The sequence below is a fragment of the Mycobacterium nebraskense genome (assembly GCF_002102255.1).
Taxonomy (GTDB): Bacteria; Actinomycetota; Actinomycetes; order Mycobacteriales; family Mycobacteriaceae; genus Mycobacterium; species Mycobacterium nebraskense.
Genome location: NZ_LQPH01000007.1, coordinates 49,660 through 74,297 on the forward strand (window position 1 = coordinate 49,660; position 24,638 = coordinate 74,297).

Consider the following 24,638-nt stretch of genomic DNA (forward strand, 5'->3'; position numbering starts at 1 on the left):
TTCCTCGTTCATCCGACCGCGTGCGCGGACCGCACCGCCTGCTCGCAGACACCGCGGACGGCCTCTTCCTCCCCGGGCCGGCTTTGGCATCCGAGGCTGATCCGGACGGGGCCGTCCAGCAGCACCGTCCACCGCACGTGATGGCCGGCGCGGACTTCGCGGTAGGTCACCGCCGGCCGACCGACGCTAGTCCCGAAGGGGTTGAAGTCGACAAACACTCCGGCGGGCTCCGCGTCGATCGCGCGTTTCAAGCGCTCGGCGGTGCCACTCAGCGTCTCGCCGGCGACCGGCGACTGCGTGACGTGCAACGCCACTTCCGGGTCGGACGGCGAGGTGACCTGCACTCGCGCGGAACCCGGCCCGGCCACCACCCGCTGCGTGGGCCAATCCGCGGGGACCGTCACTGCTACCCGCCCTTCCACGAGAAAGGTTGTGGGTGCAGCTGCCATTGGCGGTGGGATCACTGTGCCGTGCCGCCCGACGGTGATCACGGCAGGGGACGCTGCGGCCAGCACGATGGTGGCGGCACCGAGTCCGCTCAGCCTCCGCGCGCGGGATCGGAGGCGATCGCTACGTTCGCGTGGCTCAGTCGTCGCATCATGATTGGACACGGCAAATCGGGCCAGCCGGGCCAGCCGGGCGTCGTCGATCCGCACGGCTTTCCGGCCGTTGGCGCGCACCGCGTCGGCGATCGACGCCGCAATCGTCGACGCCCCGGTGACCGTGCTCGGCGTGTCGATGAGCACGACGGCCGCGGGCATGCCCGCAATGGCGGCCACCACGTCGTCGGCGAAGGGATGAGGTGAGGGCCGGCGCGGTACAGCGACGACTTCGGCACCACCGATCACCACCATCCTTTCGGTGATCTCCACCACGACCGTCGCTTCCGCATCGGCACCGGCGGCCCGCGCCAGCAACCACGACCGGGGCCGCGCCAGCACGTCATCGACCACGGTGCCCGCGGCCGATCTCACGACCCCGACGCGCGACGACGACCACCAGGATGGATGCACCACGATCATGCCCTCGCCGCGTGTACAGGCCGCCGATCGCAGCGCATCACTCCACAGCGAAGCAACGGCAACCGGGTGCTCGCCCACCAACGTCACCTGATCGTCGATCGCGCCGAGCGCCGCCCCGATGATCTCGGACGCCTCGCCCCTGGCGACCGCGCCTGTCCCGCAACATAATCGGCGGATCGTGCTGGGACCGGCTTCAATGACGGTGCGATGTGCGTTCACGGCGCGCTCCAGGCCACCTGGACGAGCTGTTCGTCGCCCGCGCGGGTGCGCAGGACACCGCGGCCGGGTGGCAACCGCGCGGACCGACGGGAGTCGAACGGCACGTCCTCGCTCGGAAATCCGCTCATCATCAGTGTCATGCACCCGAGGTCGCGCAAGCCCGCCAGCAACGGCTCGAACAACGCGCGCTCTGCGCCACCGCTACGCCGCGCTATGACCAGATGCAGGCCCAGATCCGTTGCGTACGGCAGGTATTCGATAATCGGGGCCAGCGGGTTGGCGGCCGGGCCGGCGACCAGATCGTAGTCGTCGACGACGACATAGATATCGGGCCCGGACCACCAGGACCCCGCTCGCAGTTGCGCCTGGCTCGCGTCGGCCGGGGGCATTCGCCGCCCCAACACATCAAGCAGGTCTGGCAGTATTCCAGCCAGCGCGGCCGGTGACATGACATAGCCGCCTAGGTGTTCCGATTCGACGACGCCGAGCAGCGAGCGCCGAAAATCGACGATCACGAGCTGGGCTTGCGCGTGGGTCTTCGTCCGGACGATCTCGCGGCACAGTGTCCGTAGCGTCGCCGTCTTGCCGCACCCCTTGTCTCCGAGTATCAAAAGATGAGGCTGCCGGTCGAACTCGCACGGCACGGGCTGCAGTCGACGCTCGTCGATACCCAGGAGGATGCGGTCACCCACCCGGTCGATGAGGGTGTCACGCTCTACCATCCCGGGCAGCAACGGTATTGGCGGCGCAACAGATTCAGCGGAACCAATCTCGGCCAGGGGCAAGGCGATCATCATGTGCGATCCGTCGCCGGAGAGACCGCGGCCCGGTTTGCCCCGGGGCACGTTTTGCGCCGCTTTTCGGTCCAGTTCGGAATCGGCGGGATCACCCAACCTCAGCTCGATGCGTGTCCCGATCTGGTCCCGCAATGCCGGCCTGATCTCGGCCCACCGCGATGCCGACACCACCACGTGTACGCCGAACGAAAGCCCCTGGGTCGCAACGGCGGTGACCGACGACTCCAGCGCGCCGAATGCCTCGCGCAAGCCCGCCCAGCCGTCGACGACGAGGAAGACGTCGCCGAACGGATCGATGCCCGGCGCCCCGCGCTGCGCCCGAAACTGACGGTATTCCGCGATCGATCCGACCCGCTTGTCACTGAATATTGCCTCCCGCGAACGGATAACCGACTCGCATTCGGCGACGATCCTCGCGACAAGTCGGGGTTCGGCCCTGCCGGCGACGGCACCGACATGCGGGATCGTCCGTGTCGATGTCAGTGCTCCGCCGCCGAAGTCCAGGCAGTAGAACTGCACCTGCCCAGGCTCGTGAGTGGCCGCCAACGCCGTGATCAGGGTGCGCAGCGCCGTCGACTTGCCCGATTGGGGCGCCCCGACGACCGCCACGTTGCCTGCGGCTCCGCGCAAATCGACCATCAGCGGCGTCCTGCGCTGGTCGAAGGGCCGGTCGACGATGCCGAGGGGAACCGTCAGGGCAATCGGGTTGGGCACAGCATCGCGAAGCAGGGTGTACAGCGCGGGTGCCGCGCCCAGCGGCGGCAGCCAAACTTGGTGCGCGGGCGGTCCGTGCCCGGAAAACCGGTCCAGGACCGCGCGCAGGACCGTCCGCTCGGACGGCCCGCAGGTTTCGACGGCATGGGTGATCGCGCCGACTCTCTGAGTCCCGAACGTCTGCACGGAAGGCAAGGACACGGACACAGCGGTCGGCGCGCCGGGCGGTGCCGGTCCCGAAACGTATGCGGCGTCAAAGCGGGTCAGCTCTCCATCGCTCGTGCACAGGTAGCCCGCCCCGGGGATATTCGGCAGTTGATGGGCATCGAGTGTTCCCAGCACCGCACGTGATTCGGCGGCCGACAGGGTTTTCAAGCAGAGCCGATAGGACAGGTGGGCGTCGAGTCCGCGTAGTCGGCCCTCGTCGAGTCGTTGGCTGGCCAGTAGCAGATGCATGCCCAACGACCGGCCAAGCCGCCCTATCGCCGCGAACATGTCGGCGAAATCCGGGTGTTGGCTGAGCAACTCGGAAAACTCGTCAACGATGATGAACAGGGTGGGCAGGGCCGCGGTCGCTGCGGCACCCGTCCGGCGCGCACGTTCGTAGGCCGCGGCGCTCACGCACCCCGCCGCCCGCAACAGCTGTTGCCGCCGGTTCATTTCACCGGCCAGGGCGTCACGCATCCGGGCCACCAGCGGCGCCTCGTCGGCGAGATTCGTGATGACGGCGGCCACATGCGGAGCCCGCGCGTAATCGAGAAAGGTTGCGCCGCCTTTGAAGTCGATGAGCAGCAGATTGAGCACTTCGGGAGAGTTGCGCGCCATCATGCCCAGTGCGATCGTGCGCAATAGCTCCGACTTGCCCGACCCGGTGGCGCCGACGCAGAGCCCGTGTGGGCCCATGCCGTTCTCCGCGGCCTCCTTGATATCCAGCTCCAACCCCGCGCCGTCCGCCATGGTTCCGATCGGGATGCAGAGCCGACCGGGGTGGTCTTGGTTGCGCCACAACGCAACCGGATCGAAAAGGTCCAGGTCGTTGATCCCCACCAGGCCCGGCCACCCCGTGCCGTCGCCGCCGCGGAGGGCCGCGCCGACCCGGTACATCGCCAACCGACGAGCACACACCAGCGCGTCCAGGGGGTCCATCCGATCGGGGCGCGGCAACGTCTGGGTTTCACCCAGCCCGCTTATCGTCACCGGTGCGCCGTCGCGGCCGTCGCCGACTTCGACAACGGTCGCGCCCGCGAAGCCGTGGACGCTCTCGTCCAAATCGGCGACCACCACCGCGTGCGACCGCACACCGGTGAGCGCGTCTTGCGCCTCGGCCACGCCGCGATACACCATCCGCACCGGGCCCACCCCGTCGGCCGCGGTCGGGTGTTGGTTGTGCGGCAACCATTTCAGCCACTCCCACTGCCGATGGTTCCGGTCGCTGATCGCGGCGACGATCAGCGACTGATCGGGAGGGTGCAAGACGGCGAGTTGGCAGACCATCGCGCGCAGCATTCCGCGTGCCGCGGTCACATCGCCGTCGATCCTGAGGCGCGGGCTTCCGCACAAGCCGACGGCGATCGGCGCGACGATCGTCGAATGCGTACGCAGGAAGCTGTGCAAGGCGGCGGCGGTGGCCGGGTCGGCAGCCTCACTAGTGGGCGCAGCCACCAAACGGGTGGCGAGCGGCTGGGACCCGGTGCCGACGCGAACGAGGCAGAAGTCGGGGTCGGTCGCGCGCCGCTCCCACATTCGGGGGCCGCCGATCAATGTCCACAACGTGTCGGGGTCGGGGTGTCTCCAGATGAGCGAGGAACGCTGCGCGGCAGCCGTTTCGGTGACAACATGGCGCAGCCGACTGAGGTATCCGAGGTAGCGGAGGCGTTCGACGTCGATGCCGCCGCCCTGGCGGCCGGCGCGCCCTGACAGAACTGTCACCATCGACGAGGCCAGCATCATGACCGGTAAGGCCAGGAACATGGGGTTGCGGGCGCCACCCGACCCCGATCTCAGTGCCGCCACCATGACGCCCATTCCGGCGATCGCCAGCACGGCCGGTAGCAGACGGGGCAGCAAGCCCGGCATCGCCGGCGACGGCGGGGCGGGCGGCGCATCGACAACGAGGTCCGCGGTCGCTACCGCCGGTGGCGGCCGCCGCGCCACGGGCACGAAACCCTGGGTCATCTCGTTCCCTTCTCGTCCGACGACGGTAGGCAGCACCGAAATCAACGACAAGTCACCTGTGGACAGCCGCATACCCGGTGACCGAAACCTGGCTATGTTCGCGGCAATCCGACCGAAAGGGTCGCCATTGCCCGCAATCGATCCGGCGCTGCGCCGTGTGTCAATCCATTCCGGCACCGCCGTCGCCGACCTTGCCCTACCGGCCGAGATTCCCGTCGCCATACTGACCCCGTCGATCGTCGACATCCTGAAGGTCCGCGACGTCGATGACGGTCTGATCGCCAAGCGCTACCACCTGTCACTCCCCGGCTGCGCCACCCTGGATCCGTCGAAGACGCTGGCGCAGAGCGGCATTGCGGACGGCGCTGTGTTGTTGCTGAGCCAGCCGTTGACCCCGCCGCCCGCCGCTCGTCACCACGATGTCGCGGAGGCCGTGTCGGAGGCGCTGGTTGCGGGTCCCGAACCGTGGACGGACGCCCGGCGCCGACTGGCGGTCCGGCTCGCCGGTGCAATGGCGGCGAGCTGCCTGACCGCCATCGGCGTGCTGGCGCTTGCGCGAAACTCTTTCAGCACCAACGTCAACCATGAGATCAAAATCACGGTGGGCGTGGCGGCAGGCGCGTGGTTGGTCGCCCTGCTGTCCGCTGCGGTTGCGCACCGGTCCTATCGGGATGCGGTCGCGGCGCTGGCGCTCAACGCGATGGCCACCGTGTTCGCTACCGTTGCCGGTTTTGTGGCGGTGCCCGGCGCCCCAGGTGTCTGCAATGTATTGCTCGCCGCGACCGCGGCGGCCGCCACCTGCGTGCTGGCGAAGCGGGTATCGGGCTGCGGCGGGGTCACCTTGACTTCCTTGTCATGCGTCGCGACGGTCGTCGCCGTGGCCGCGTTGGTGGGGGTGATCACCGCCGCCCCGCCGCACGTGATCGGCGCGGCTTCGGCGTTGGTGTCGCTCGGGCTGCTTGGGGCGGCGGCGCGGGTGTCGATCGTGTTGGCGGGGTTATCACCCCGCCTGCCGTCGACCCCGAACATGGACGACACCGAACCAGGCGACGCTTGCGTGGCGGTGCAAGCGCTCCGTGCCGACACATGGTTGTCGAGCCTGCTCGCCGGGTTTTCGTCAACGGCGGCCGTCGGCGCCGTCGTCACCGTCCTGGCCGGCGCACCGCGCCTGTCTTGCATGGCGTTCGGCAGCATCACCGGCGCGTTGCTACTGCTGCGTGCGCGTTCCACTGACAGCAGCAGGATGCTGACGTTCGTCATCGCCGGAACCGTGGTCGTGGGCACAACCTTCGGTGTCGCCGCCTTGAGCACACCGGGCCGCGGGCCGTGGGTCGCCGCGGCGGCGGCAACATTGGCCGCCGCGGCTATGTATCTCGGCTTCGTCGCGCCCGCAATATCGCCTCCGCCCCTGCTACGCCGGGCCGTCGATGCGCTGGAGTGGCTGGCGCTGGTTGCGATGGTCCCGCTGACGTGCTGGATATGTGGGCTCTATGGCGCCGCACGGGGATTGAATCTCAAGTGAGGACGTCGCGCGTCACCCGCCTCCTGTCGGTGTCGGCGCTGGCGTCGGTGTCGATCCTTGGAACGCCGCTCGCGCAAGCGGTTTCGCCGCCGCAGATCGATGACACGTGGTTGCCGAAGCCCGCTCGGCCCGCGCCATCGTGGCCGACGGTGCAACGCGAGGTTTGCGCGAAGATGGCGGCCGGATCGGCGCCTAACCGGCTGACAGACCCCCTCGACCTGACGCGGGTCTGGCAGCTCACCCGCGGCGCCGGACAACGGGTGGCGGTGATCGACACCGGCGTTTCGCGGCACCGTCTGCTACCCGATGTGGTGCCGGGCGGGGATTATGTGTCCAGCGGCGACGGCACCCAGGATTGCGACGCGCACGGCACCCTGGTGGCCGGAATCATCGCTGCCACAACGGATTCGACGGACGCTGGCTTCAGCGGGATGGCACCCGAAGCCACCTTGATCAGCATTCGCCAGTCCAGCGCGAAGTTCTCCCTCGCCAGCGATCGGTCCCGTGTCGGCGTCGGTGATGTCGACACCATGGCGAAAGCCGTCCGAACCGCCGCCGATCTCGGCGCATCGGTGATCAACATATCCTCTGTCGCCTGCGTTCCGGTCGCGTCGGCACTCGATGACCGTGCGCTGGGCGCCGCGCTGGCCTACGCCGTGGACGTCAAGAATGCCGTCATCGTGTCCGCGGCCGGCAACACCGGCGGAGCCGCGCAGTGCCCACCACAGCGTTCGGACGCCACTTGGGAGACCGTCACTGTCGCCGTCAGCCCGGCGTGGTACGACGACTACGTGCTGACCGTCGGTTCGGTGAATCCCGGAGGGGCGCCGTCGGCATTCACCCTTGCCGGCCCGTGGGTGGACGTCGCCGCCCCCGGCGAGGCGGTGACACCGCTCGGCTCGGAACCGGTGTCCGGCACCAGTTATGCCGCGCCGGTGGTCAGTGGGCTGGCCGCACTGATCCGGGCCCGGTTCCCGACGTTGACGGCGCGGCAGGTGATGCAGCGCATCGAGTCGACCGCGCACCACCCACCCGCCGGTTGGGATCCGCTCGTCGGCAACGGCACCGTCGACGCGCTGGCGGCGGTCAGTACCGATTCCGGTCCGCCGGCGACTACGTCGACACCGGCGCCCGCGCGGATCGCCGCGCCGCCGCCGGCCGCATCGCCGATCGCCAACGCACGCAACACCGCGTTGCGTGGTGTCGCCATCTGCCTCGCCGCGCTGGGGATAACGCTGGCCGCCGGTGTGGCCAGGCGGCGACTACGGGGTCCCCGCGACAGAGTCGCGAGCGAGTGACGCCTTCTCGCTGCTCAGCTCCGGTCCGGCGGGAAGGGCCCCCACGACCGGCCACGGTGCCGGGTTCGCCGCCGGGAGCCCGAGGTCATGCTCGGCGTTGTCGTCGTGGATTGCGAATCGCACCCCGCTGTCGGTGACCAGGTAGCGCGTCCCGGCCCGCACGTAGGCGCTCCGGCCGGGCGGCATGTACACGGCGTCCAGCGCGGGACCGTGCCCGTCGGCCTGCGACAAGGTCACCGGCGCCTGACCGGCCGGCAGCGGCAGCCGGCTGCCGGCCAGAAATGTGACGCCGGATTGGCCGGATGGCGCAGCCTGCGACGAGGTGCACAACGTGCTGCCGTTGTCCGGCGGTGCCGGCGCCCGGTCGGGGAAGCCGCCCACCGGCAGCGAGTCGACGATCGGAGCGGCGCGGATCGCATCGGGCGCCACCGTGACGGCATTGGCGGTGCCCTGGGAGTCGCTGAAACGCAGGAGATCGGCGGCCACCTCACCGATGCGCTGGACCCCGGCGGCCAGCACCACGTAATACTCATCACCCCCGGCGCGCGTGATGCGCACCACACCGCCCACCACAAATCCGGGCAGGACGGCCGCCTTGTCGCCGGCGCCGCGGATACGGGGCGTCCTGATCGGGGGCGCCTCGGGGATGGCGTTCAGCAACGGTTGCGAGACAGGTCGTGGTGCGCGCCCCTCCAGGCGGAGCGCGCGCACCACCGCGGGGTCGGCGACATCCACCACCGCCCGCTTGCCGTCGTAGAGCAGGTAGGCCGGCGAACCCGAGGCGGGCGCGACCAGGGCGGCCTGTCCGGGACTCAGGCGACGGGTCGTCGCGTCGTCGATGCGGCCCACGATCACCGTCGTCGCTCCGTCCGTATCGCAGATCGTCCAGGCCGATTCGTCCGCCGACAACGGCTTGCCAATAAGCTGCGGCGCACCCGGGATGCCGAGCAGTGGCCCGCGTTTGGCGCGGGTCAGGTCCGCTTCGGGCACCGGCTGGGGGTTGGCCGCCGTCGTCGCGATCAACCGCGCCGACGCGAGGTTCAGCACCGGATGCCAGGTGTCGCCCACTCGCACATACAGCGCTCCGGATTCGCGCCCCATCACCAGTTGGGCGCCGTCCAGCGCCACGCGTGGCCGTAGCAAAGCAACGAGAGCAGCTCCCGCGACGGCGATCGCCGCCAGCACGCACCCGATCGTCAGCGCCGCCGTTTGCGCACGGGGGCGGGTGCTGAGGGTGTGGATATTCCCGCCCAGCAACGCGCACTCGACGCGACGCAGTAGGAAGCGATAACCGCTGACGTGCAGCCACGTGGTCGGCTGACGCGGCACTGATTCCCCCGTCCTGCGTAGTTGTTGCGCACACGGTAACGGGGCCGATCGCGCGGCCGCTTAATTGATCCACAGCTCAGCGAAGTTTCGAACTTTGCGTGGGTGGGTAAGGTGATGGCGTGAAATTTCACCGCATAGGTCGCTGCGTCGGGCTCGGGGCCTCTGCACTGGTCACTGCTTCTGGCCTGCTCTTATCCCCCGCCGCGGCGCCGATAGCCTCCGCCTTCGACTGCCCGGACGTCGAGGTCATCTTTGCCCGCGGCACCAACGAGCCGCCCGGTCTGGGCCGGGTCGGCGACGCTTTCGTGGACTCGCTGCGCCAGCAGACCGGCCTGAACATCCTGCCGTACGGGGTGAACTATGCGGCCAGCAAGCTGCAGCTGCACGGCGGTGACGGCGCCAACGACACCATCGACCGCGTCAAGAAGAGCGTGGAGACGTGCCCCAACACCAAGATCGTGCTGGGCGGCTACTCCCAGGGCGCGTCGGTGATGGACATCGTGGCCGGCGTCCCGATCGGCGGCATCAACTGGGGTAACTCACTGCCGCCGCAATACGCCAACAACATCGCGGCCGTCGCCACCTTCGGCGACGTGGCCGACCGCGCCGGCGGCACGCTGCCCACCCAGAGCGCGATGCTGGGGTCCAAGGCGATCGACCTGTGCAACCCCAACGACCCGATCTGTCACGCGGGCCCCGGCAACGAGTGGAGCGGGCACACCGAGGGCTACGTCCCCGTCTACACCACCCAGGCCGCCGCGTTCGTCGCGTCCAAGCTGCTGGCCGGCAGCGGCCAGTCGGTTCCCGGCTATGGCCCGCCGCAGGGCCCCGGTCCGATGCAGCCCGGCCAGCCGTCACCAATCTACGGGCAGACCCCGCCCGGGTCACCGCCCTCGATCCACGGCGGAGCCGGTCCTTCGCCTGCGCCGGTCGCGCCGGCCGCACCGAGCACGGTGTCTCCGCAAGCTCCTCTCGTCTAAATCGTTACCGGCTCGCGACCAACGCGCCCCTAACATCGTGGGGTGAGGCTTATTTCGTTGACGCTGGGCGCCGGGCTGCTCGCGGGGGGCGCGTTATTGGTTGCTCCCCAACTGCTTCCGCAGGCCTTCGCCTCCTGCCCCGGTGTTGAGGTGGTCTTCGCCCGGGGAACCGACGAGCCACCCGGCGTCGGGAAGGTCGGCGGGGCCTTCGTCAACTCGCTGCGCCAGCAGACCGGCAAAAGCGTTGGCACATACGGGGTGAACTACCCGGCCAACAAAGACTTCCTGGCCGCCGCGGACGGCGCCAATGACGCCAGCAACCACATCCAGCAGATGGCCGGCAACTGCCCGAACACCAAGCTGGTGCTCGGCGGGTACTCGCAGGGCGCCGCCGTCATCGACATCGTCACGGCCGCACCGCTGCCCGGCCTGGGCTTCCGCCAGCCGCTGCCGGCCGCGGCCGCCGATCATGTCGCCGCCGTCGCCCTGTTCGGCAATCCGTCCGGCCGGGCGGCCCAGCTGATGAGCGCCCTGACCCCGGAGTTCGGTGGCAAGACCATCGACCTGTGCAATCCGGGCGACCCGATCTGCTCGGGCGGCACCCAGTGGGCATCCCACCTGAGCTACGTGCCCGGATTGACCAACCAGGCCGCGCGTTTCGTCGCGAGCAAGGTCTAGCGGGTGCGCAGATCCCGGGTGACCAGGTTGCGCGCCTCCAGTTGGTCATCGGGCGGGTAGTCGACGCTTACCAGCGTCAGACCGTGCGGCGGCGCGGCCGCGAAGTTGCTGGAACGGCTTGTGGCGGTCAGCAATTCAGCACACCACGACGCCGGTCGGCGGTGCTCGCCCACGGCCAGCAGTGCCCCCACCAACGAGCGCACCATCGACCAGCAGAACGCGTCGGCGCTGACGTGGGCGGTGATCAGGTCACCGTCGCGCGACCACTCCAAGCGCTGCAGGTCGCGAATGGTGGTGGCGTTCTCGCGATGACGGCAGAACCCGGCAAAGTCGTGCAGTCCCAGCAGGTCTCGCGACGCGGCGGCCATCGCGTCGACATCCAGGTCGCGCGGCCAGGCGGTGATGTAGCGGGCCTGCTGCGGCTGCACCCCGTAGGGCGCGGTCGACAGCCGGTACACGTAGTGACGCCGCAGCGCCGAGAAGCGGGCGTCGAAACCCGCTGGGGCGCGGGCGATGTCGAGCACCCGGACGTCGTCAGGCAGGAACCGGGCGAGCCGGCGCACCAGCGGCTCGAATTCCGGCTCGCCGGCGCGTGACGAGCGCGGGTAGGCGTTCGGCAGCGCGGCCAAGGGCACATCGAGGTGGGCCACCTGACCGGTGGCGTGGACCCCGGTGTCGGTGCGCCCGGCCGCCCGCAGCCGCATCGGCGTGCGGAAGACGGTCGTCAGCGCCTCGTCGAGCACCCCGGCGACGGTGCGCTGGCCGGACTGAGGCGCCCAGCCCGCGAATTCCGTTCCGTCATAGGCGATGTCCAGCCTGAGACGGACGGCCTCATCAGCTCTCGGTGGCCTCATCGGGCTCGTCGGCCGCGGCCTCCTCGGTCACCTCTTCGGCCGGGGCCTCCTCGGTCACCTCTTCGGCCGTCGGGCCGACGGCTTCCTCAGGCTCGACCGCCGCCTGAGGTGCCGCCGCTGCCGCGACAGGAGCATCTTTGGTTTCGGGAGCCTTCTTGGAAGACTTGACCCGGCGTGCCCGGTCGGCCTCCGAGGTCACCGTCTTCTCCCGCACCAGCTCGATCACCGCCATCGGGGCGTTGTCGCCCTTGCGCGGCTCGACCTTGATGATGCGGGTGTAGCCGCCGTTGCGGTCGGCGAAGAACGGCCCGATCTCCGCGAACAAGGCGTGCACCACGTCCTTGTCGCGGATCTTTTTGAGCACCTCTCGACGGTTGTGCAGCGTGCCCTTTTTCGCGTGCGTGATCAGCTTTTCCGCATACGGCCGCAGCGCGCGCGCCTTCGGCTCGGTCGTCTTGATCCGGCCGTGCTCGAACAGCGACGTGGCCAGGTTGGCCAGCAGGGCCTTCTGGTGCGAAGACGACCCGCCGAGGCGGGGGCCCTTGGTGGGCTTGGGCATTGGTGACGCTCCTGTCTAGATGATTCTCAAAAGCTTTAGAGCTGTTCGGTTTCCGCGTAGTCCTGGTCGTCGTAGGCGCCCTCGGTGGACCAGGTGCCCGTGGCCACGTCGTAGCCCGCGACCTGAGACGGGTCGAAGCTCGGCGGGCTGTCCTTGAGCGACAGGCCCAGCTGGTGCAGCTTGACCTTCACCTCGTCGATCGACTTCTGACCGAAGTTGCGGATGTCGAGCAGGTCGGACTCGGTGCGCGACACCAGCTCGCCGACGGTGTGCACGCCCTCGCGCTTGAGGCAGTTGTACGACCGCACCGTCAGGTCCAGGTCGTCGATCGGCAGCGCGAACGAGGCGATGTGGTCGGCCTCGGCCGGCGACGGCCCGATCTCGATGCCCTCGGCCTCGACGTTGAGTTCGCGTGCCAGACCGAACAATTCGACCAGGGTCTTACCGGCCGACGCCAGCGCGTCGCGCGGGGTGATCGAGTTCTTGGTCTCGACGTCCAGGATCAGCTTGTCGAAGTCGGTGCGCTGCTCGACGCGGGTCGCGTCGACCTTGTAGGTCACCTTGAGCACCGGCGAGTAGATGGAATCGACCGGGATGCGCCCGATTTCGGCGCCCGAGGCCCGGTTCTGCACCGCCGGGACGTAGCCGCGGCCGCGCTCGACGACGAGCTCGACCTCGAGCTTGCCCTTGTCGTTCAGCGTCGCGATGTGCATCTCGGGGTTGTGCACCGTGACACCGGCGGGCGGCACGATGTCACCCGCGGTGACCGCGCCCGGGCCCTGCTTGCGCAGGTACATGGTGACGGGCTCGTCCTCCTCCGAGGACACGACCAGGCCCTTGAGGTTCAGGATGATCGCCGTGACGTCTTCCTTCACCCCGGCGACGGTGGTGAACTCGTGCAGCGCGCCGTCGATGCGAATGCTGGTGACGGCGGCACCGGGAATGGACGACAACAGCGTCCGGCGCAGCGAATTGCCCAGGGTGTAACCGAATCCGGGCTCCAGGGGCTCGATGACGAACTGCGAGCGGCTGTCGTTGAGGACTTCCTCCGACAGTGTGGGTCGCTGAGAGATCAGCATGGTGTTTCTTCTTCTCCTTCTCGGCACCCGCTATTTGATGCCGTTAAGACCTGCACCAGCTTGGTGCAGGGGGCTCTTACTTCGAGTAGAACTCGACGATCAGCTGCTCGGCGAGCGGCACGTCGATCTGCGCGCGCTCGGGCAGCTGGTGGATGAGGATGCGCTGACGCTCCCCCACGACCTGCAGCCAGCTCGGAATGGGGCGGTCGCCCGCCGTCTCCCGCGCGATCTGGAACGGCACCGTGTTCAGCGAGCCGTCCCGCACGTCGATGATGTCGTACTGCGACACCCGGTAGCTGGGCACGTTGACGTGCACGCCGTTGACGCTGAAGTGGCCGTGGCTGACCAGCTGGCGGGCCATCCGGCGCGTGCGGGCAAGCCCGGCGCGGTAGACGACGTTGTCCAGTCGGCTTTCCAGGATCTTGAGCAGCTCCTCACCCGTCTTGCCGGACTGCCGGCTGGCCTCTTCGTAGTAGCGACGGAACTGCTTCTCCATCACGCCGTAGGTGAAGCGGGCCTTCTGCTTCTCCTGCAGCTGCTGCAGGTATTCGCTTTCCTTGATCCGCGCGCGGCCGTGCTGGCCGGGCGGGTAGGGACGCTTCTCGAACGCCTGGTCGCCACCGACGAGGTCGGTGCGCAGCCGGCGCGACTTGCGGGTGATGGGTCCGGTGTAACGAGCCATGATTCTCCTCCTAGACCCTTCTGCGCTTCGGCGGACGGCAACCGTTGTGGGGCTGCGGGGTGACGTCGGAGATCGCGCCGACCTCGAGACCCGCGGCCTGCAGCGAGCGGATCGCCGTCTCCCGGCCCGAGCCCGGACCCTTCACGAACACGTCAACCTTGCGCACGCCGTGCTCCTGCGCCTTGCGCGCGGCGTTCTCGGCGGCGAGCTGCGCGGCGAAGGGGGTCGATTTCCGCGAGCCCTTGAAGCCGACGTGACCCGACGACGCCCAGGCGATGACGTTGCCCTGGGGGTCGGTGATGCTCACGATCGTGTTGTTGAACGTGCTCTTGATGTGCGCGGCACCGTGCGGGATGTTCTTCTTTTCCCGCTTGCGGGTCTTCTGCCCCTTCTTGGGGGCAGAGGCTGCCTTCTTGGCTGGTGGCATGGGCGATTACCTGGCCTTCTTCTTGCCTGCGATGGTGCGCTTGGGGCCCTTGCGGGTGCGCGCATTGGTCTTGGTCCGCTGGCCGCGCACCGGCATGCCGCGGCGGTGCCGCAGGCCCTGGTAGCAGCCGATCTCGATCTTGCGGCGAATGTCGGCCTGCACCTCGCGGCGCAGGTCACCCTCTACCTTGAGGTTCGCTTCGATGTAGTCACGCAAGTGGGTCAGCTGGTCGTCGGTCAGGTCCCTGGTGCGCAGGTCCTTGTCGATCCCCGTAGCTGCCAGGATCTCGTTCGACCGGGTACGGCCGACGCCGAAGATGTAGGTCAGCGCGATCTCCATCCGCTTGTCGCGCGGCAGATCGACGCCTACTAATCGAGCCATAGGTGGCGTTTCCTCTTTTTCTAGGCGGAGGTCTTATCCCAGCCCGTTCCCGCCCCGAAGTTTGAGGCGGGGCCCGGCCTCCGTCCGGGCGTGGATGAACGGCCTATCCGTTCACTGGTGCTGGGAGGTCTGCATTCAGTTGTCGGGGATGCGAAAACATTAGCCTTGGCGCTGCTTGTGACGCGGATCGGAGCAGATCACCATGACCCGCCCATGCCGACGGATCACCCTGCACTTGTCACAGATTGGCTTGACGCTCGGGTTCACCTTCACGGCTGTTCGATCCTGTTCTTTCTCGTTGTCTGGTTCGGGCTACTTACTTGTACCGGTACACGATGCGGCCCCGGGACAGGTCGTAGGGAGACAGCTCGACCACCACCCGGTCCTCGGGCAGGATGCGGATGTAGTGCTGCCGCATCTTGCCGCTGATGTGGGCGAGCACCTTGTGTCCGTTCTCCAGCTCAATGCGGAACATCGCATTGGGCAGGGGCTCGACCACCCGGCCCTCGACCTCTATGGCGCCTTCCTTCTTGGCCATAACTTTTCAGCAATCCTCGTCTTTGGTTTCGTATCCTTGTGTGCGCCCGTACCGGCGCAGCATTCGCCCGACTAGAAACGTGGGCCGGTTACAGGAAATTCCTAAGACAGGGCACGCAAAGAGTCGGCGCGGATGACGCACCGTTGTCCCACGATACCTGGTCAGGCGCCCTGACCCAAAATCGCGGGCAGCGAAATCCGGCCGGCCGATAAACCGCCTCCTCGACCTGCCGTGAGGGCCCTGACGAGGGCATACTTAACCTCGATGACGAGCCCCTCAGGCCCCGCAACCCCCTTAGTTCAGCCTCGCAAGCCCGTGCTGCTGACCGTCGACGACGATCCCTCGGTCTCGCGCGCGGTCGCCCGCGATCTGCGTCGCCAATACGGCGATGGGCACCGGATCGTGCGCGCCGAGTCGGGTCCCGACGCCCTGGAGACGCTCAAGGAGCTCAAGCTGCGGGGCGAGACGGTCGCGGTGCTGATCGCCGACTACCGGATGCCGCAGATGAGCGGCATCGAATTCCTCGAGCAGGCGATGGACATGTACCCCGCGGCGCGGCGGGTGCTGCTGACGGCCTACGCCGACACCCACGCCGCCATCGACGCGATCAACGTCGTCGACCTGGACCATTACCTGCTCAAGCCGTGGGATCCGCCGCAGGAGAAGTTCTACCCCGTCATCGACGCGCTGCTGGACGCCTGGCGGGCGGCGCCGGAACACCCGATCCCGCACACCAAGGTGATCGGGCACCGCTGGTCGGAGCGGTCCTGGCAGGTGCGCGACTTCCTGGCCCGCAACGGGCTGCACTACTCGTGGTTCATGGCCGACGACCCCGACGGCGAACGGCTGCTGAAGGCCGCCGGCGAGGACGGCCTGCGGCTGCCCATCGTCGTCACCGAACGCGGCGACACCCTCGTCGAACCCACCGACGCGCAGCTGGCCGACACCCTGGGCCTGACCACCACGCCGTCGCAGGAGTTCTATGACCTGATCGTCATCGGCGGCGGGCCGGCGGGCCTGGCCGCCGCCGTCTACGGCGCCTCCGAAGGGCTGCGCACCGTGCTCATCGAACGCACCGCGACGGGCGGTCAGGCGGGCCAGAGCTCACGGATCGAGAACTACCTCGGCTTCCCCGACGGGGTGTCGGGCGGCCAGTTGGCCGACCGCGCCCGCAGGCAGGCCGAGAAGTTCGGGGCCGAACTCATCACCGCCCGCACCGCCACGGCGCTGGAGGTCAACGGCCCCAAGCGCACCGTGCGGTTCGCCGACGGCGGCTCGATCGATGCGCACGCCGTCATCCTGGCCACCGGCGTCGCCTACCGCCAGCTGCCTGCGGAGGGCTGCGGCGAGCTGACCGGCCGCGGCGTCTACTACGGGGCGGCCGTCTCCATCGCGTCGGAATGCGCCGGCGAGGAGGTATACGTCGTCGGCGGGGCCAACTCCGCCGGCCAGGCCGCGATGTACCTGTCCCGCGAGGCCAAGTCGGTCACCATCGTGGTGCGCGCCCCGTCGCTGGACGCCTCGATGTCCTACTACCTGATCCAGCAGATCCGGCAGCGGCCCAACATCACCGTGCGCACCTGCACCGAGGTGCGCCGCGCCGTCGGAAACGACCACCTGGAGCGACTGACCCTGGTCGACAACCGGACCGGGGACACCGAGGACGTCACCTGCGCCCGGATGTTCATCTTCATCGGCGCCGCCCCGCGCACCGAGTGGCTGGACGGGGTGCTCGCCCGCGACGACCACGGCTTCGTGCTCACCGGACCGGACCTGCGCAACGTGTGCGGCTGGACCCTGGACCGCCCGCCCCACCACCTCGAGACCAGCGTGCCGGGCGTGTTCGCCACCGGCGACGTGCGGGCCGAGTCCGCCAAGCGCGTCGCGGCCGCGGTCGGCGAGGGGTCGATGGCCGTCATGCTCGTGCACCGCTACCTGGCCGAGAGCTAGGAAGGGCCATGACCGCCAAGACGCCGTGCCAGCCCGACGAGCTGCGCAGCCTGTTCCTGTTCGAGGCGCTCACCGACGAGCAGCTCGCGGTGTTGTGCGCCAACGGTCACATCGAGAACTACGAGCCGGGCCCGATCTGCGTCGAGGGCGAACCGGCGACCTGCTTCTACGTCCTGATCGACGGCGAGCTGATGATGTCGAAGCTGTCCGGCGGCCAGGACATCGAAACCAACCGCACGTCGCAGCGCGGCGTGTATTGCGGGGCGTGGCGGGCGTTTACCGGCGGGAAGCAGAAGAGCTACGACGCCTCGGTGCACGTGACCAAGCCGTCGCGGTTCTTCGTGATGGACGCGCCGGTGTTCGCCCAGTTCATGAGGGACCAGTTCCCGATGGCGGTGCACCTGCTCGACGGCATCGCCGTCGGCACCGATCGCACCCGCCGGATCATCGACAACCGGGAGAAGCTGCTGGCGCTGGGCCGGTTGTCGGCCGGGCTGACCCACCAGCTGAACAATCCGGCCGCGGCCACCGTGCGCGCCGCGTCGGAGCTGCGGCAGCGGGTCGCCGGCATGCGCCAGAAGCTCGCGATGCTCGCCGACGGCACCGTCAGCCCGGAGGCGCTGCGGGCGCTGGTGCGGCTGCAGGAGGAGGTCGCGGCCCAGGTGGCCAAGTCGGCCTCGACGAACCTGACCGCGATCGAGACGGCCGATTTGGAGGACGCCGTCGGCGAATGGCTCGAGGACCACGACATCGAGGGCGGCTGGGACATCGCCCCGACCTTCGTCGAGGGCGGCATCGACACCGATTGGCTGGAGCGCATCGCCGCGGCCACCGAGGAGCTCGGCGCGTCGACGTCGCTGGAGAAGGCCATCCGCTGGCTGACCTACACCGTCGAGGGCGAGCTGCTGCTGAACCAGATCCTGGAAGCGAGCAAACGGATTTCGGCCCTGGTCGCCGACGCCAAGCAGTATTCGCAGATGGACCGGGCCCCCTTCCAGGTGGCCGACATCCACGATCTGCTGCGCAGCACGCTGGTGATGTTCGCCGACCGGCTGGGCCGCGACGCCGCCGTGCAGGTGGCCAAGGACTTCGACAAATCGATTCCCGAAATCCCTTGCTACCCAGGTGATCTCAATCAGGTGTGGACCAACATCATCGACAACGCGATCGCCGCGATGGGTGATGCGGGCGGCACGCTGACCATCCGCACCTGCCGCGAAGGCGAGAGCATGGTCCGCGTCGAAATCTGCGACACCGGTCCGGGGGTGCCCGAGGACGTCCGCGAGCACATCTTCGAGCCGTTCTTCACCACCAAGCCCTTCGGCCAGGGCACCGGCCTGGGGCTCGATCTGGCGTTCAACATCGTCGTGAAGAAACATCGCGGCGACCTGCGGGTGGAATCGGTCCCCGGCGACACCCGGTTCATCGTGCTGCTGCCGCTGGAGCCGCCGCCCCCCGACGCGAGTTCGCTGGACCCGGAATAGCGGCCTGTGCCGGCGGGTTGGGAACGACCATGACCGATGCAGCGAGCAAGCCCAATCTTGGCCGGTTCGGATCGTTCGGACGCGGCGTCACGCCCCAACAAGCCAAAGACATCGAAGCCCTGGGCTACGGGGCCGTCTGGGTGGGCGGTTCGCCGCCGGCCGAGCTGGCCTGGGTCGAGCCCATCCTAGAGGCGACGACCACCCTGCAGGTGGCCACCGGCATCGTCAACATCTGGACCGCACCCGCCAAGCCGGTGGCCGAATCGTTCCATCGCATCGACAAGGCCTACCCGGGCCGGTTCCTGCTCGGCATCGGCGTCGGCCATCCCGAGGCGCACACCGAGTACCGCAAGCCCTACGACGCGCTGACGGAGTACCTGCAGCAGCTCGACGACTACGGGGTGCCCGCCAACCGCCGCGTGGTGGCCGCGCTGGGCCCGCGCGTCCTCAAGCTGTCGGCCGAGCGCGCCGCCGGGGCCCACCCGTACCTCACCACCCCCGAGCACACCGCGCACGCCCGCGAGCTGATCGGCCCGTCGGCGTTTTTGGCGCCCGAGCACAAGGCGGTGCTGACCACCGACGCCGAGAAGGCGCGCGCGGTCGGCCGGCGGGCGCTCGACATCTATTTCCAGCTCGCCAACTACCGCAACAGCTGGAAGCGGCTCGGCTTCACCGACGAGGAAGTCACCAAGCCGGGCAGCGACCGCCTGGTGGACGCGGTGGTGGCCTACGGCACCCCCGAGGCCATCGCGGCCCGGCTGAAGGAGCACCTCGACGCCGGCGCCGACCACGTGCCCGTGCAGGTGCTGACGAAGGATGACAACCTTGTCTCGGCGCTGGCCGAATTGGCGGGGCCGCTCGGATTGAACGCATAAGGGGGACGTAGATGACCGGCGCCGCAGCACTGAAACCCGATCTGGGCCAATTCGGCGTATGGCTGCCGGGGCGCTCCATCACCCCCGAACTGGCCGAGCGGATCGAGTCGCTGGGCTACGGCGCCGCCTGGGTCGGCGGTTCCCCGGACGCCGACCTGTCCTGGGTCGAACCGGCCCTGGAGCGGACGACGTCGCTGCAACTGGCCACCGGGATCGTCAACATCTGGACCGCGCCCGCGCCGGCCGTCGCCGAGTCCTTCAAGCGCATCGAAAGCGCTTATCCCGGAAGGTTTTTGCTGGGGGTCGGCGTCGGGCATCCCGAGCACACCCAGGAGTACGTCAAGCCGTACGACGCGCTGGTCTCCTACCTCGACGAGCTCGACGCGGCGATGGTGCCGACCAGCCGCCGGGTGCTCGCGGCGCTCGGGCCGCGCGTGTTGCAGCTGGCCGCGCGGCGCAGCGCCGGCGCGCACCCGTACCTGACCACCCCGGAACACACCGCCAAGGCCCGCGAACTGGTCGGCAACTCCGTGTTCCTGGCGCCGGAACACAAGGTGGTGCTCACCACCGACCCGGAGGAGGCCCGCGCGGTCGGCCGCCGGTACGCCGACTTCTACCTGGACCTGAGCAACTACGTGAACAACTGGCTGCGGCTCGGCTTCAGCGAGGCCGACGTCCGCAAGCCGGGCAGCGACAAGCTGATCGACGCGGTGGTCGCCTACGGCACCCCGGAGGCCATCGCGCAACGGCTGCGCGAACACTGCGACGCCGGGGCCGACCACGTCGCCGTCCAGGTGCTGGACGCCGCCGGCGACGACGCGGTGATTTCGGCGCTGAGCGAATTGGCCGGACCGCTGGGGCTGACTCGCACAAGCTGATCGAGCCGCTCGGTTAGGGTTTGCAGCATGCGGTTACTGGTCACCGGCGGCGCTGGGTTCATCGGCGCGAATTTCGTGCACAGCACCGTGCGCGAGCACCCCGAGGACTCGGTGACCGTGCTCGACGCCATGACCTACGCCGGCCGGCGCGAGTCGCTGGCCGACGTCGAGGACGCCATGCGCCTGGTGGTGGGCGACATCTGCGACGCCGAGCTGGTCTCGAAGCTGGTCGCCGAGTCCGACGCGGTGGTGCACTTCGCCGCGGAGAGCCACGTGGACAACGCGCTGGACGACCCGGGGCCCTTCCTGCACACCAACGTGGTCGGCACGTTCACCATCCTGGAGGCGGTGCGGCGCCACGGCGTGCGGCTGCACCACATTTCGACCGACGAGGTCTACGGCGACCTGGAGCTCGACGACCCCCACCGGTTCACCGAGTCGACGCCCTACAACCCCTCGAGCCCGTACTCGGCGACCAAGGCCGGCGCCGACATGCTGGTGCGGGCGTGGGTACGCTCGTATGGCGTGCGGGCCACGATCTCGAACTGCTCCAATAATTACGGGCCGTATCAGCACGTGGAGAAGTTCATCCCGCGCCAGATCACCAACATCCTCACCGGCCGGCGGCCCAAGCTGTACGGCAGCGGCGCCAACGTCCGCGACTGGATCCACGTCGACGACCACAACAGCGCCGTGCGGCGCATCCTGGAAAAGGGCGAGATCGGCCGGACGTACCTGATCAGTTCCGAGGGCGAGCGCGACAACCTGAGCGTGCTGCGCACGCTGCTGAAGATGATGGGCCGCGAACCCGACGACTTCGACCACGTGACCGACCGCGTCGGCCACGACCTGCGCTACGCCATCGACCCGTCGACGTTGTACGACGAACTCTGTTGGGCCCCAAAGCATACCGACTTCGAGGAGGGGTTGAGCTCGACCATCGACTGGTATCGTGCCAACGAATCCTGGTGGCGCCCTTTGAAGGACGCCGCGGAAGCCCGTTACGAAGGACGTGGTCAGTGAGATGAAAGTTCGCGAGCTCGACATACCGGGGACGTGGGAGATCACCCCGACCCTGCACGGCGACTCCCGCGGCCTGTTGTTCGAGTGGCTGACCGATCACGACTTCACCGCATTCGCCGGTCACCGCTTCGACGTCCAGCAAGCCAATTGCTCGGTGTCGTCGGCCGGGGTGCTGCGGGGCCTGCATTTCGCCCAACTTCCGCCGAGCCAGGCCAAGTACGTCACCTGCGTATCGGGCTCGGTATTCGACGTGGTGGTCGACATCCGTGAGGGGTCGCCCACATTCGGCCAATGGGATTCGGTGTTGCTCGATGACCTCGAGCACAGGTCGATCTACATCTCCGAAGGCTTGGCGCACGGCTTTCTTGCCTTGCAGGACAATTCCACGGTGATGTACCTGTGCTCGGCCGAATACAGCCCGGGGCGCGAGCACACCATTTGCCCGACCGATCCGGCGTTGGGAATCGAGTGGCCGCTGGTTGACGGCGCACCGCCGACGCTTTCCGCTCGCGACGCCGCGGCCCCGACTTTCGACGAGGTGCGCGCCGCCGGCTTATTGCCTGGTTGGGCGGCCACGCAAACGTTCGTCGAGCGTTTGCGCGCGAAGTTCAACGCGCAATAGCGCACCGAAGCAGTTTGCCCGGCGCAAAATTAGTCCTACCTTTCTGCTGGTCGGAGTGGTTAGGATGACGCGGTCAACGTGTGCCGACGAAAGGCAGGCGGATGAAACTCGGGCAAGTGTTCGATCCGCGAAACAATGCACTTAACGCGTGGCGGCTGGCGCTGGCGGGCGAAGTTATCTTTTGGCACGTCTTTTCGCTCAACGGCCCCATCCCCTCGAACAGGACGTTCCTGCAAGTTTTTTTTCGCTAGGGGTTGACGGCTTCTTCGCGATCTCCGGATTTCTGATCACCGCGAGCTGGCTGAACAACCCGAACGTCCGTGAGTATTTCCTGGCCCGGGCCCTGCGCATCCTGCCCGGGTTCTACGTATGCCTGCTCGTCACCGCGTTGGTGATCGCCCCCGTCAGCGTGGCGATCCGGGGCGGTTCGCCCATGCAACTGATCCTTTCCGGCGCGCCGCTCGAATACATCTTCAAAAACGCCGCGGTGGCGTTCGTGAAGTTCGACGTGGGCGGCACGCCGAGTGGAATCCCGGATGCCGGCGACTGGGACGCTTCCCTGTGGTCGCTCATTTGGGAGGTGATGTGCTACGTCATCGTCGGGGTGATCGGCGTGGTGGGGCTGGCCAGCCGCCGGTGGGTGTCCCCCGCGATATTGGCACTGGCAACCATCGGCGCGCTGCTGATGCCGCCCATTGCCTTCCCCGAGGTGTTGCATCACCCCGGCGGCGACGCGCGCACCGCCCTGATATTCCTGGCCTGCCGCACCGCGATCATGTTTTCGGCCGGGGCGCTGCTCTATCAATGGCGCGACGCGATCCCAGCTCGGTGGTCGCTCGTCGCGGTCAGCGTCGTCGTCGTGATCCTGGCCGGCCGGTTGCCCGATTACCGGGTGGTCGCCGCGGTTCCGCTCGCCTACGCCATCGTGGTCTCGGGCACGTTACTACACCACCGGCGCCTTCGGCTGCGGACAGACATCTCCTACGGCATGTACATCTACGCGTATCCGGTTCAGCAGCTGCTGGCCGTTGTCGGGCTGGTCAACACGAACAGGCTGGTGATCTTCGGCGCGGTGTCGCTCGCCACCGTGCCGCTCGCGTTCGCAAGTTGGTTCCTGGTCGAAAAGCCCGCGAGATCGCTCAGACACCGCTTCGGGCCCAAGCGGTCCGGCGCCCAGAAGCAACCGCTGGTCGTGCTGCCTCCCGACGTCCCGGGTGTCGCCCACTAGTCGCCGAACGGCCGAAAAGCCGAACGGCCCTCCGACGGGTGGCATAGGATGCCGCGGACGGCTTTGGCGGCGTACAAGGGGTGGAGACCGATGAACCTCGGGCAGGTGTTCGATCCGCGAAAGAACGCGCTGAACGCTTTTCGGCTAGGCCTGGCGGCCGAGGTCATCTTGTGGCACTCGTTTCCGGTGACCGGCCGCATGCCACCGGCGCCGACGCTCCAGCTGCTGTTCTCCGTGGGGGTCGACGGCTTCTTCGCGATCTCGGGATTTCTGATCACCGCGAGCTGGCTCAACGACCCCCGGGCCCGCGACTACTTCACCGCCCGAGCTCTGCGCATCCTACCCGCCTTCTACGTCTGCCTGCTCGCGACCGCGTTCGTCTTCGCCCCCCTCAGCGTGGCCATCCAGGGCGGTTCGCCCGCGAAGCTGCTGTTCTCCAGTGCGCCGCTGGAGTACATCTGGAAAAACAGCGCCGTGGCCTATCTCCATCACTTCGTCGGTGACACCCCGCATGGCATCCCCGATGCGGGCGGATGGAACGCTTCGCTGTGGTCCCTGATCTGGGAAATCATGTGCTACATCATCGTTGCCATCATCGGACTGGTCGGCCTGGCCAACCGCCGCTGGGTGTCGCCCGCGATCTTGATACTGGCGACGTTGGGCGCGCTGGCGCTGCCGCCGCTCACCTACCCCGGCGTCTGGACCATTCCCCAGCTCGCTGTTCGCTCCGCCCTTACGTTTTCGGCCGGGGCGCTGCTGTACCAGTGGAAGGACGTGATTCCGGCACGGTGGTCACTCGTCGCGGTGAGCGTGGTGATCGTGCTGGCTTCCAGCCGGCTGCCTGATTACCGGGTGGTCGGCGCGCTGCCCCTGGCGTACGCGGTCGTGGTCTCGGGCATCCTGATCAAGCACCGGCGCCTGCGGCTGCGCACCGACCTGTCCTACGGCGTGTACATCTACGCGTTCCCCACCCAGCAGCTGCTGGCCGTATTGGGGTTCATCTGGCTGAATCCGTTGGTCTATTTCGTGATTTCGACGACCGCGACGCTACCGCTTGCCGCGGGGAGTTGGTTCCTGGTGGAGAAGCCGGCGCAGCGGCTGAAATCGCGCCTCAAGCGGAAGTGGTCCGGCGCCAACGCCGAGCTATCCGAGGCCGAGCTATCCGAGGCCGAGGCCGCCCCCGATCACGATGCCGTCGCGGCGGACCGAGCTACGCAGAAGCCAACTCCTGAGGTTCCGGATACCGCCTAGGCCGTGTCTGTTAATTGTGGACGCGGTGGTAGGTGATGATGGCGGCCAGGGTGACGCCGCCGAGGTAGGTCAG

General features: G+C 68.2%; 22 protein-coding genes and 1 pseudogene. 12 read left to right on the forward strand and 11 right to left on the reverse strand.

Features of this window, described 5'->3' with window-relative positions; genetic code table 11:
* Window positions 1–8: 8 nt before the first annotated feature.
* On the reverse strand, window positions 9–1,241 hold the full coding sequence (locus tag AWC17_RS00640; protein WP_046185616.1) for a type VII secretion-associated protein: 1,233 nt from the start codon (window positions 1,239–1,241) through the stop codon (window positions 9–11).
* Window positions 1,238–4,927, reverse strand: coding sequence for a type VII secretion protein EccCa (gene eccCa / locus AWC17_RS00645; RefSeq protein WP_085164127.1), 3,690 nt, complete (start codon window positions 4,925–4,927; stop codon window positions 1,238–1,240). Before eccCa ends, AWC17_RS00640 begins: the two co-directional genes overlap by 4 nt.
* A 94-nt stretch (window positions 4,928–5,021) precedes the next feature.
* Between eccCa and eccD the strand changes: the two genes are divergently transcribed.
* Together eccD and mycP are read left to right on the forward strand one after the other, a co-directional pair.
* On the forward strand, window positions 5,022–6,449 hold the full coding sequence (gene eccD / locus AWC17_RS00650) for a type VII secretion integral membrane protein EccD (protein WP_046185620.1): 1,428 nt from the start codon (window positions 5,022–5,024) through the stop codon (window positions 6,447–6,449).
* Window positions 6,446–7,747 carry a type VII secretion-associated serine protease mycosin gene (gene mycP, locus AWC17_RS00655; protein WP_047322553.1) on the forward strand — a complete coding sequence of 434 codons (1,302 nt, stop codon included), beginning with the start codon at window positions 6,446–6,448 and terminating at the stop codon, window positions 7,745–7,747. Before eccD ends, mycP begins: the two co-directional genes overlap by 4 nt.
* On the opposite strand, the gene eccB is transcribed toward mycP, so the two are convergent.
* Window positions 7,712–9,076, reverse strand: coding sequence for a type VII secretion protein EccB (gene eccB, locus AWC17_RS00660; protein WP_046187055.1), 1,365 nt, complete (start codon window positions 9,074–9,076; stop codon window positions 7,712–7,714). The genes mycP and eccB overlap by 36 nt on opposite strands.
* A gap of 119 nt (window positions 9,077–9,195) precedes the next feature.
* Here eccB and AWC17_RS00665 point away from each other — a divergent pair, with 119 nt between their 5' ends.
* Window positions 9,196–10,056 (forward strand): cutinase family protein, encoded by an 861-nt coding sequence (locus AWC17_RS00665; protein ID WP_046187054.1) that lies wholly within the window; start codon window positions 9,196–9,198, stop codon window positions 10,054–10,056.
* Between the two features lie 42 nt (window positions 10,057–10,098).
* Window positions 10,099–10,734, forward strand: a complete 636-nt coding sequence (locus tag AWC17_RS00670) for a cutinase family protein (protein WP_372517418.1) — start codon at window positions 10,099–10,101, stop codon at window positions 10,732–10,734.
* Here AWC17_RS00670 and truA read toward each other — a convergent pair.
* The 8 genes from truA to infA form a co-directional block, all read right to left on the reverse strand.
* Window positions 10,731–11,588 (reverse strand): tRNA pseudouridine(38-40) synthase TruA, encoded by an 858-nt coding sequence (gene truA / locus AWC17_RS00675; protein WP_085164131.1) that lies wholly within the window; start codon window positions 11,586–11,588, stop codon window positions 10,731–10,733. The two genes, AWC17_RS00670 and truA, sit on opposite strands and share 4 nt — an antisense overlap.
* On the reverse strand, window positions 11,569–12,147 hold the full coding sequence (rplQ, locus tag AWC17_RS00680) for a 50S ribosomal protein L17 (RefSeq protein ID WP_046182341.1): 579 nt from the start codon (window positions 12,145–12,147) through the stop codon (window positions 11,569–11,571). The genes truA and rplQ overlap by 20 nt, the downstream gene beginning before the upstream one ends.
* Before the next feature lie 35 nt (window positions 12,148–12,182).
* Entirely contained in the window at window positions 12,183–13,226 is a 1,044-nt protein-coding gene (locus AWC17_RS00685; protein ID WP_085164132.1) for a DNA-directed RNA polymerase subunit alpha, read from the reverse strand.
* Between the two features lie 76 nt (window positions 13,227–13,302).
* Window positions 13,303–13,908, reverse strand: a complete 606-nt coding sequence (rpsD, locus tag AWC17_RS00690; protein ID WP_046182343.1) for a 30S ribosomal protein S4 — start codon at window positions 13,906–13,908, stop codon at window positions 13,303–13,305.
* A gap of 10 nt (window positions 13,909–13,918) precedes the next feature.
* Window positions 13,919–14,335, reverse strand: a complete 417-nt coding sequence (gene rpsK, locus AWC17_RS00695) for a 30S ribosomal protein S11 (RefSeq protein ID WP_046182344.1) — start codon at window positions 14,333–14,335, stop codon at window positions 13,919–13,921.
* 6 nt (window positions 14,336–14,341) lie between these two features.
* Window positions 14,342–14,716: a 30S ribosomal protein S13 gene (rpsM, locus tag AWC17_RS00700; protein ID WP_046182345.1), complete on the reverse strand. Its 375-nt coding sequence runs from the start codon at window positions 14,714–14,716 to the stop codon at window positions 14,342–14,344.
* 159 nt (window positions 14,717–14,875) lie between these two features.
* On the reverse strand, window positions 14,876–14,989 hold the full coding sequence (gene rpmJ, locus AWC17_RS00705; protein WP_003879483.1) for a 50S ribosomal protein L36: 114 nt from the start codon (window positions 14,987–14,989) through the stop codon (window positions 14,876–14,878).
* 43 nt (window positions 14,990–15,032) lie between these two features.
* On the reverse strand, window positions 15,033–15,254 hold the full coding sequence (gene infA / locus AWC17_RS00710; RefSeq protein ID WP_046182346.1) for a translation initiation factor IF-1: 222 nt from the start codon (window positions 15,252–15,254) through the stop codon (window positions 15,033–15,035).
* A gap of 264 nt (window positions 15,255–15,518) precedes the next feature.
* Here infA and AWC17_RS00715 point away from each other — a divergent pair, with 264 nt between their 5' ends.
* From AWC17_RS00715 to AWC17_RS00750, 8 genes and pseudogenes are all read left to right on the forward strand, one after another.
* The gene (locus AWC17_RS00715; protein ID WP_046182347.1) at window positions 15,519–17,204 is read left to right on the forward strand and encodes an NAD(P)/FAD-dependent oxidoreductase; all 1,686 of its coding nucleotides are present in this window, start codon (window positions 15,519–15,521) and stop codon (window positions 17,202–17,204) included.
* Between the two features lie 8 nt (window positions 17,205–17,212).
* Window positions 17,213–18,688 carry an ATP-binding protein gene (locus AWC17_RS00720; protein ID WP_046182348.1) on the forward strand — a complete coding sequence of 492 codons (1,476 nt, stop codon included), beginning with the start codon at window positions 17,213–17,215 and terminating at the stop codon, window positions 18,686–18,688.
* 29 nt (window positions 18,689–18,717) lie between these two features.
* Complete coding sequence (locus AWC17_RS00725; protein WP_046182367.1) at window positions 18,718–19,563, forward strand: LLM class F420-dependent oxidoreductase; 846 nt, start codon at window positions 18,718–18,720, stop codon at window positions 19,561–19,563.
* 11 nt (window positions 19,564–19,574) lie between these two features.
* Window positions 19,575–20,441, forward strand: a complete 867-nt coding sequence (locus AWC17_RS00730) for an LLM class F420-dependent oxidoreductase (protein ID WP_046182349.1) — start codon at window positions 19,575–19,577, stop codon at window positions 20,439–20,441.
* 27 nt (window positions 20,442–20,468) lie between these two features.
* On the forward strand, window positions 20,469–21,464 hold the full coding sequence (rfbB, locus tag AWC17_RS00735; protein WP_046182350.1) for a dTDP-glucose 4,6-dehydratase: 996 nt from the start codon (window positions 20,469–20,471) through the stop codon (window positions 21,462–21,464).
* 1 nt (window position 21,465) lies between these two features.
* The gene (rfbC, locus tag AWC17_RS00740) at window positions 21,466–22,086 is read left to right on the forward strand and encodes a dTDP-4-dehydrorhamnose 3,5-epimerase (RefSeq protein WP_046182368.1); all 621 of its coding nucleotides are present in this window, start codon (window positions 21,466–21,468) and stop codon (window positions 22,084–22,086) included.
* A gap of 101 nt (window positions 22,087–22,187) precedes the next feature.
* Window positions 22,188–23,314: pseudogene (locus AWC17_RS00745) on the forward strand (acyltransferase family protein).
* Between the two features lie 90 nt (window positions 23,315–23,404).
* Window positions 23,405–24,565: an acyltransferase family protein gene (locus AWC17_RS00750; RefSeq protein ID WP_082122868.1), complete on the forward strand. Its 1,161-nt coding sequence runs from the start codon at window positions 23,405–23,407 to the stop codon at window positions 24,563–24,565.
* The last annotated feature ends 73 nt before the right edge of the window (window positions 24,566–24,638 follow it).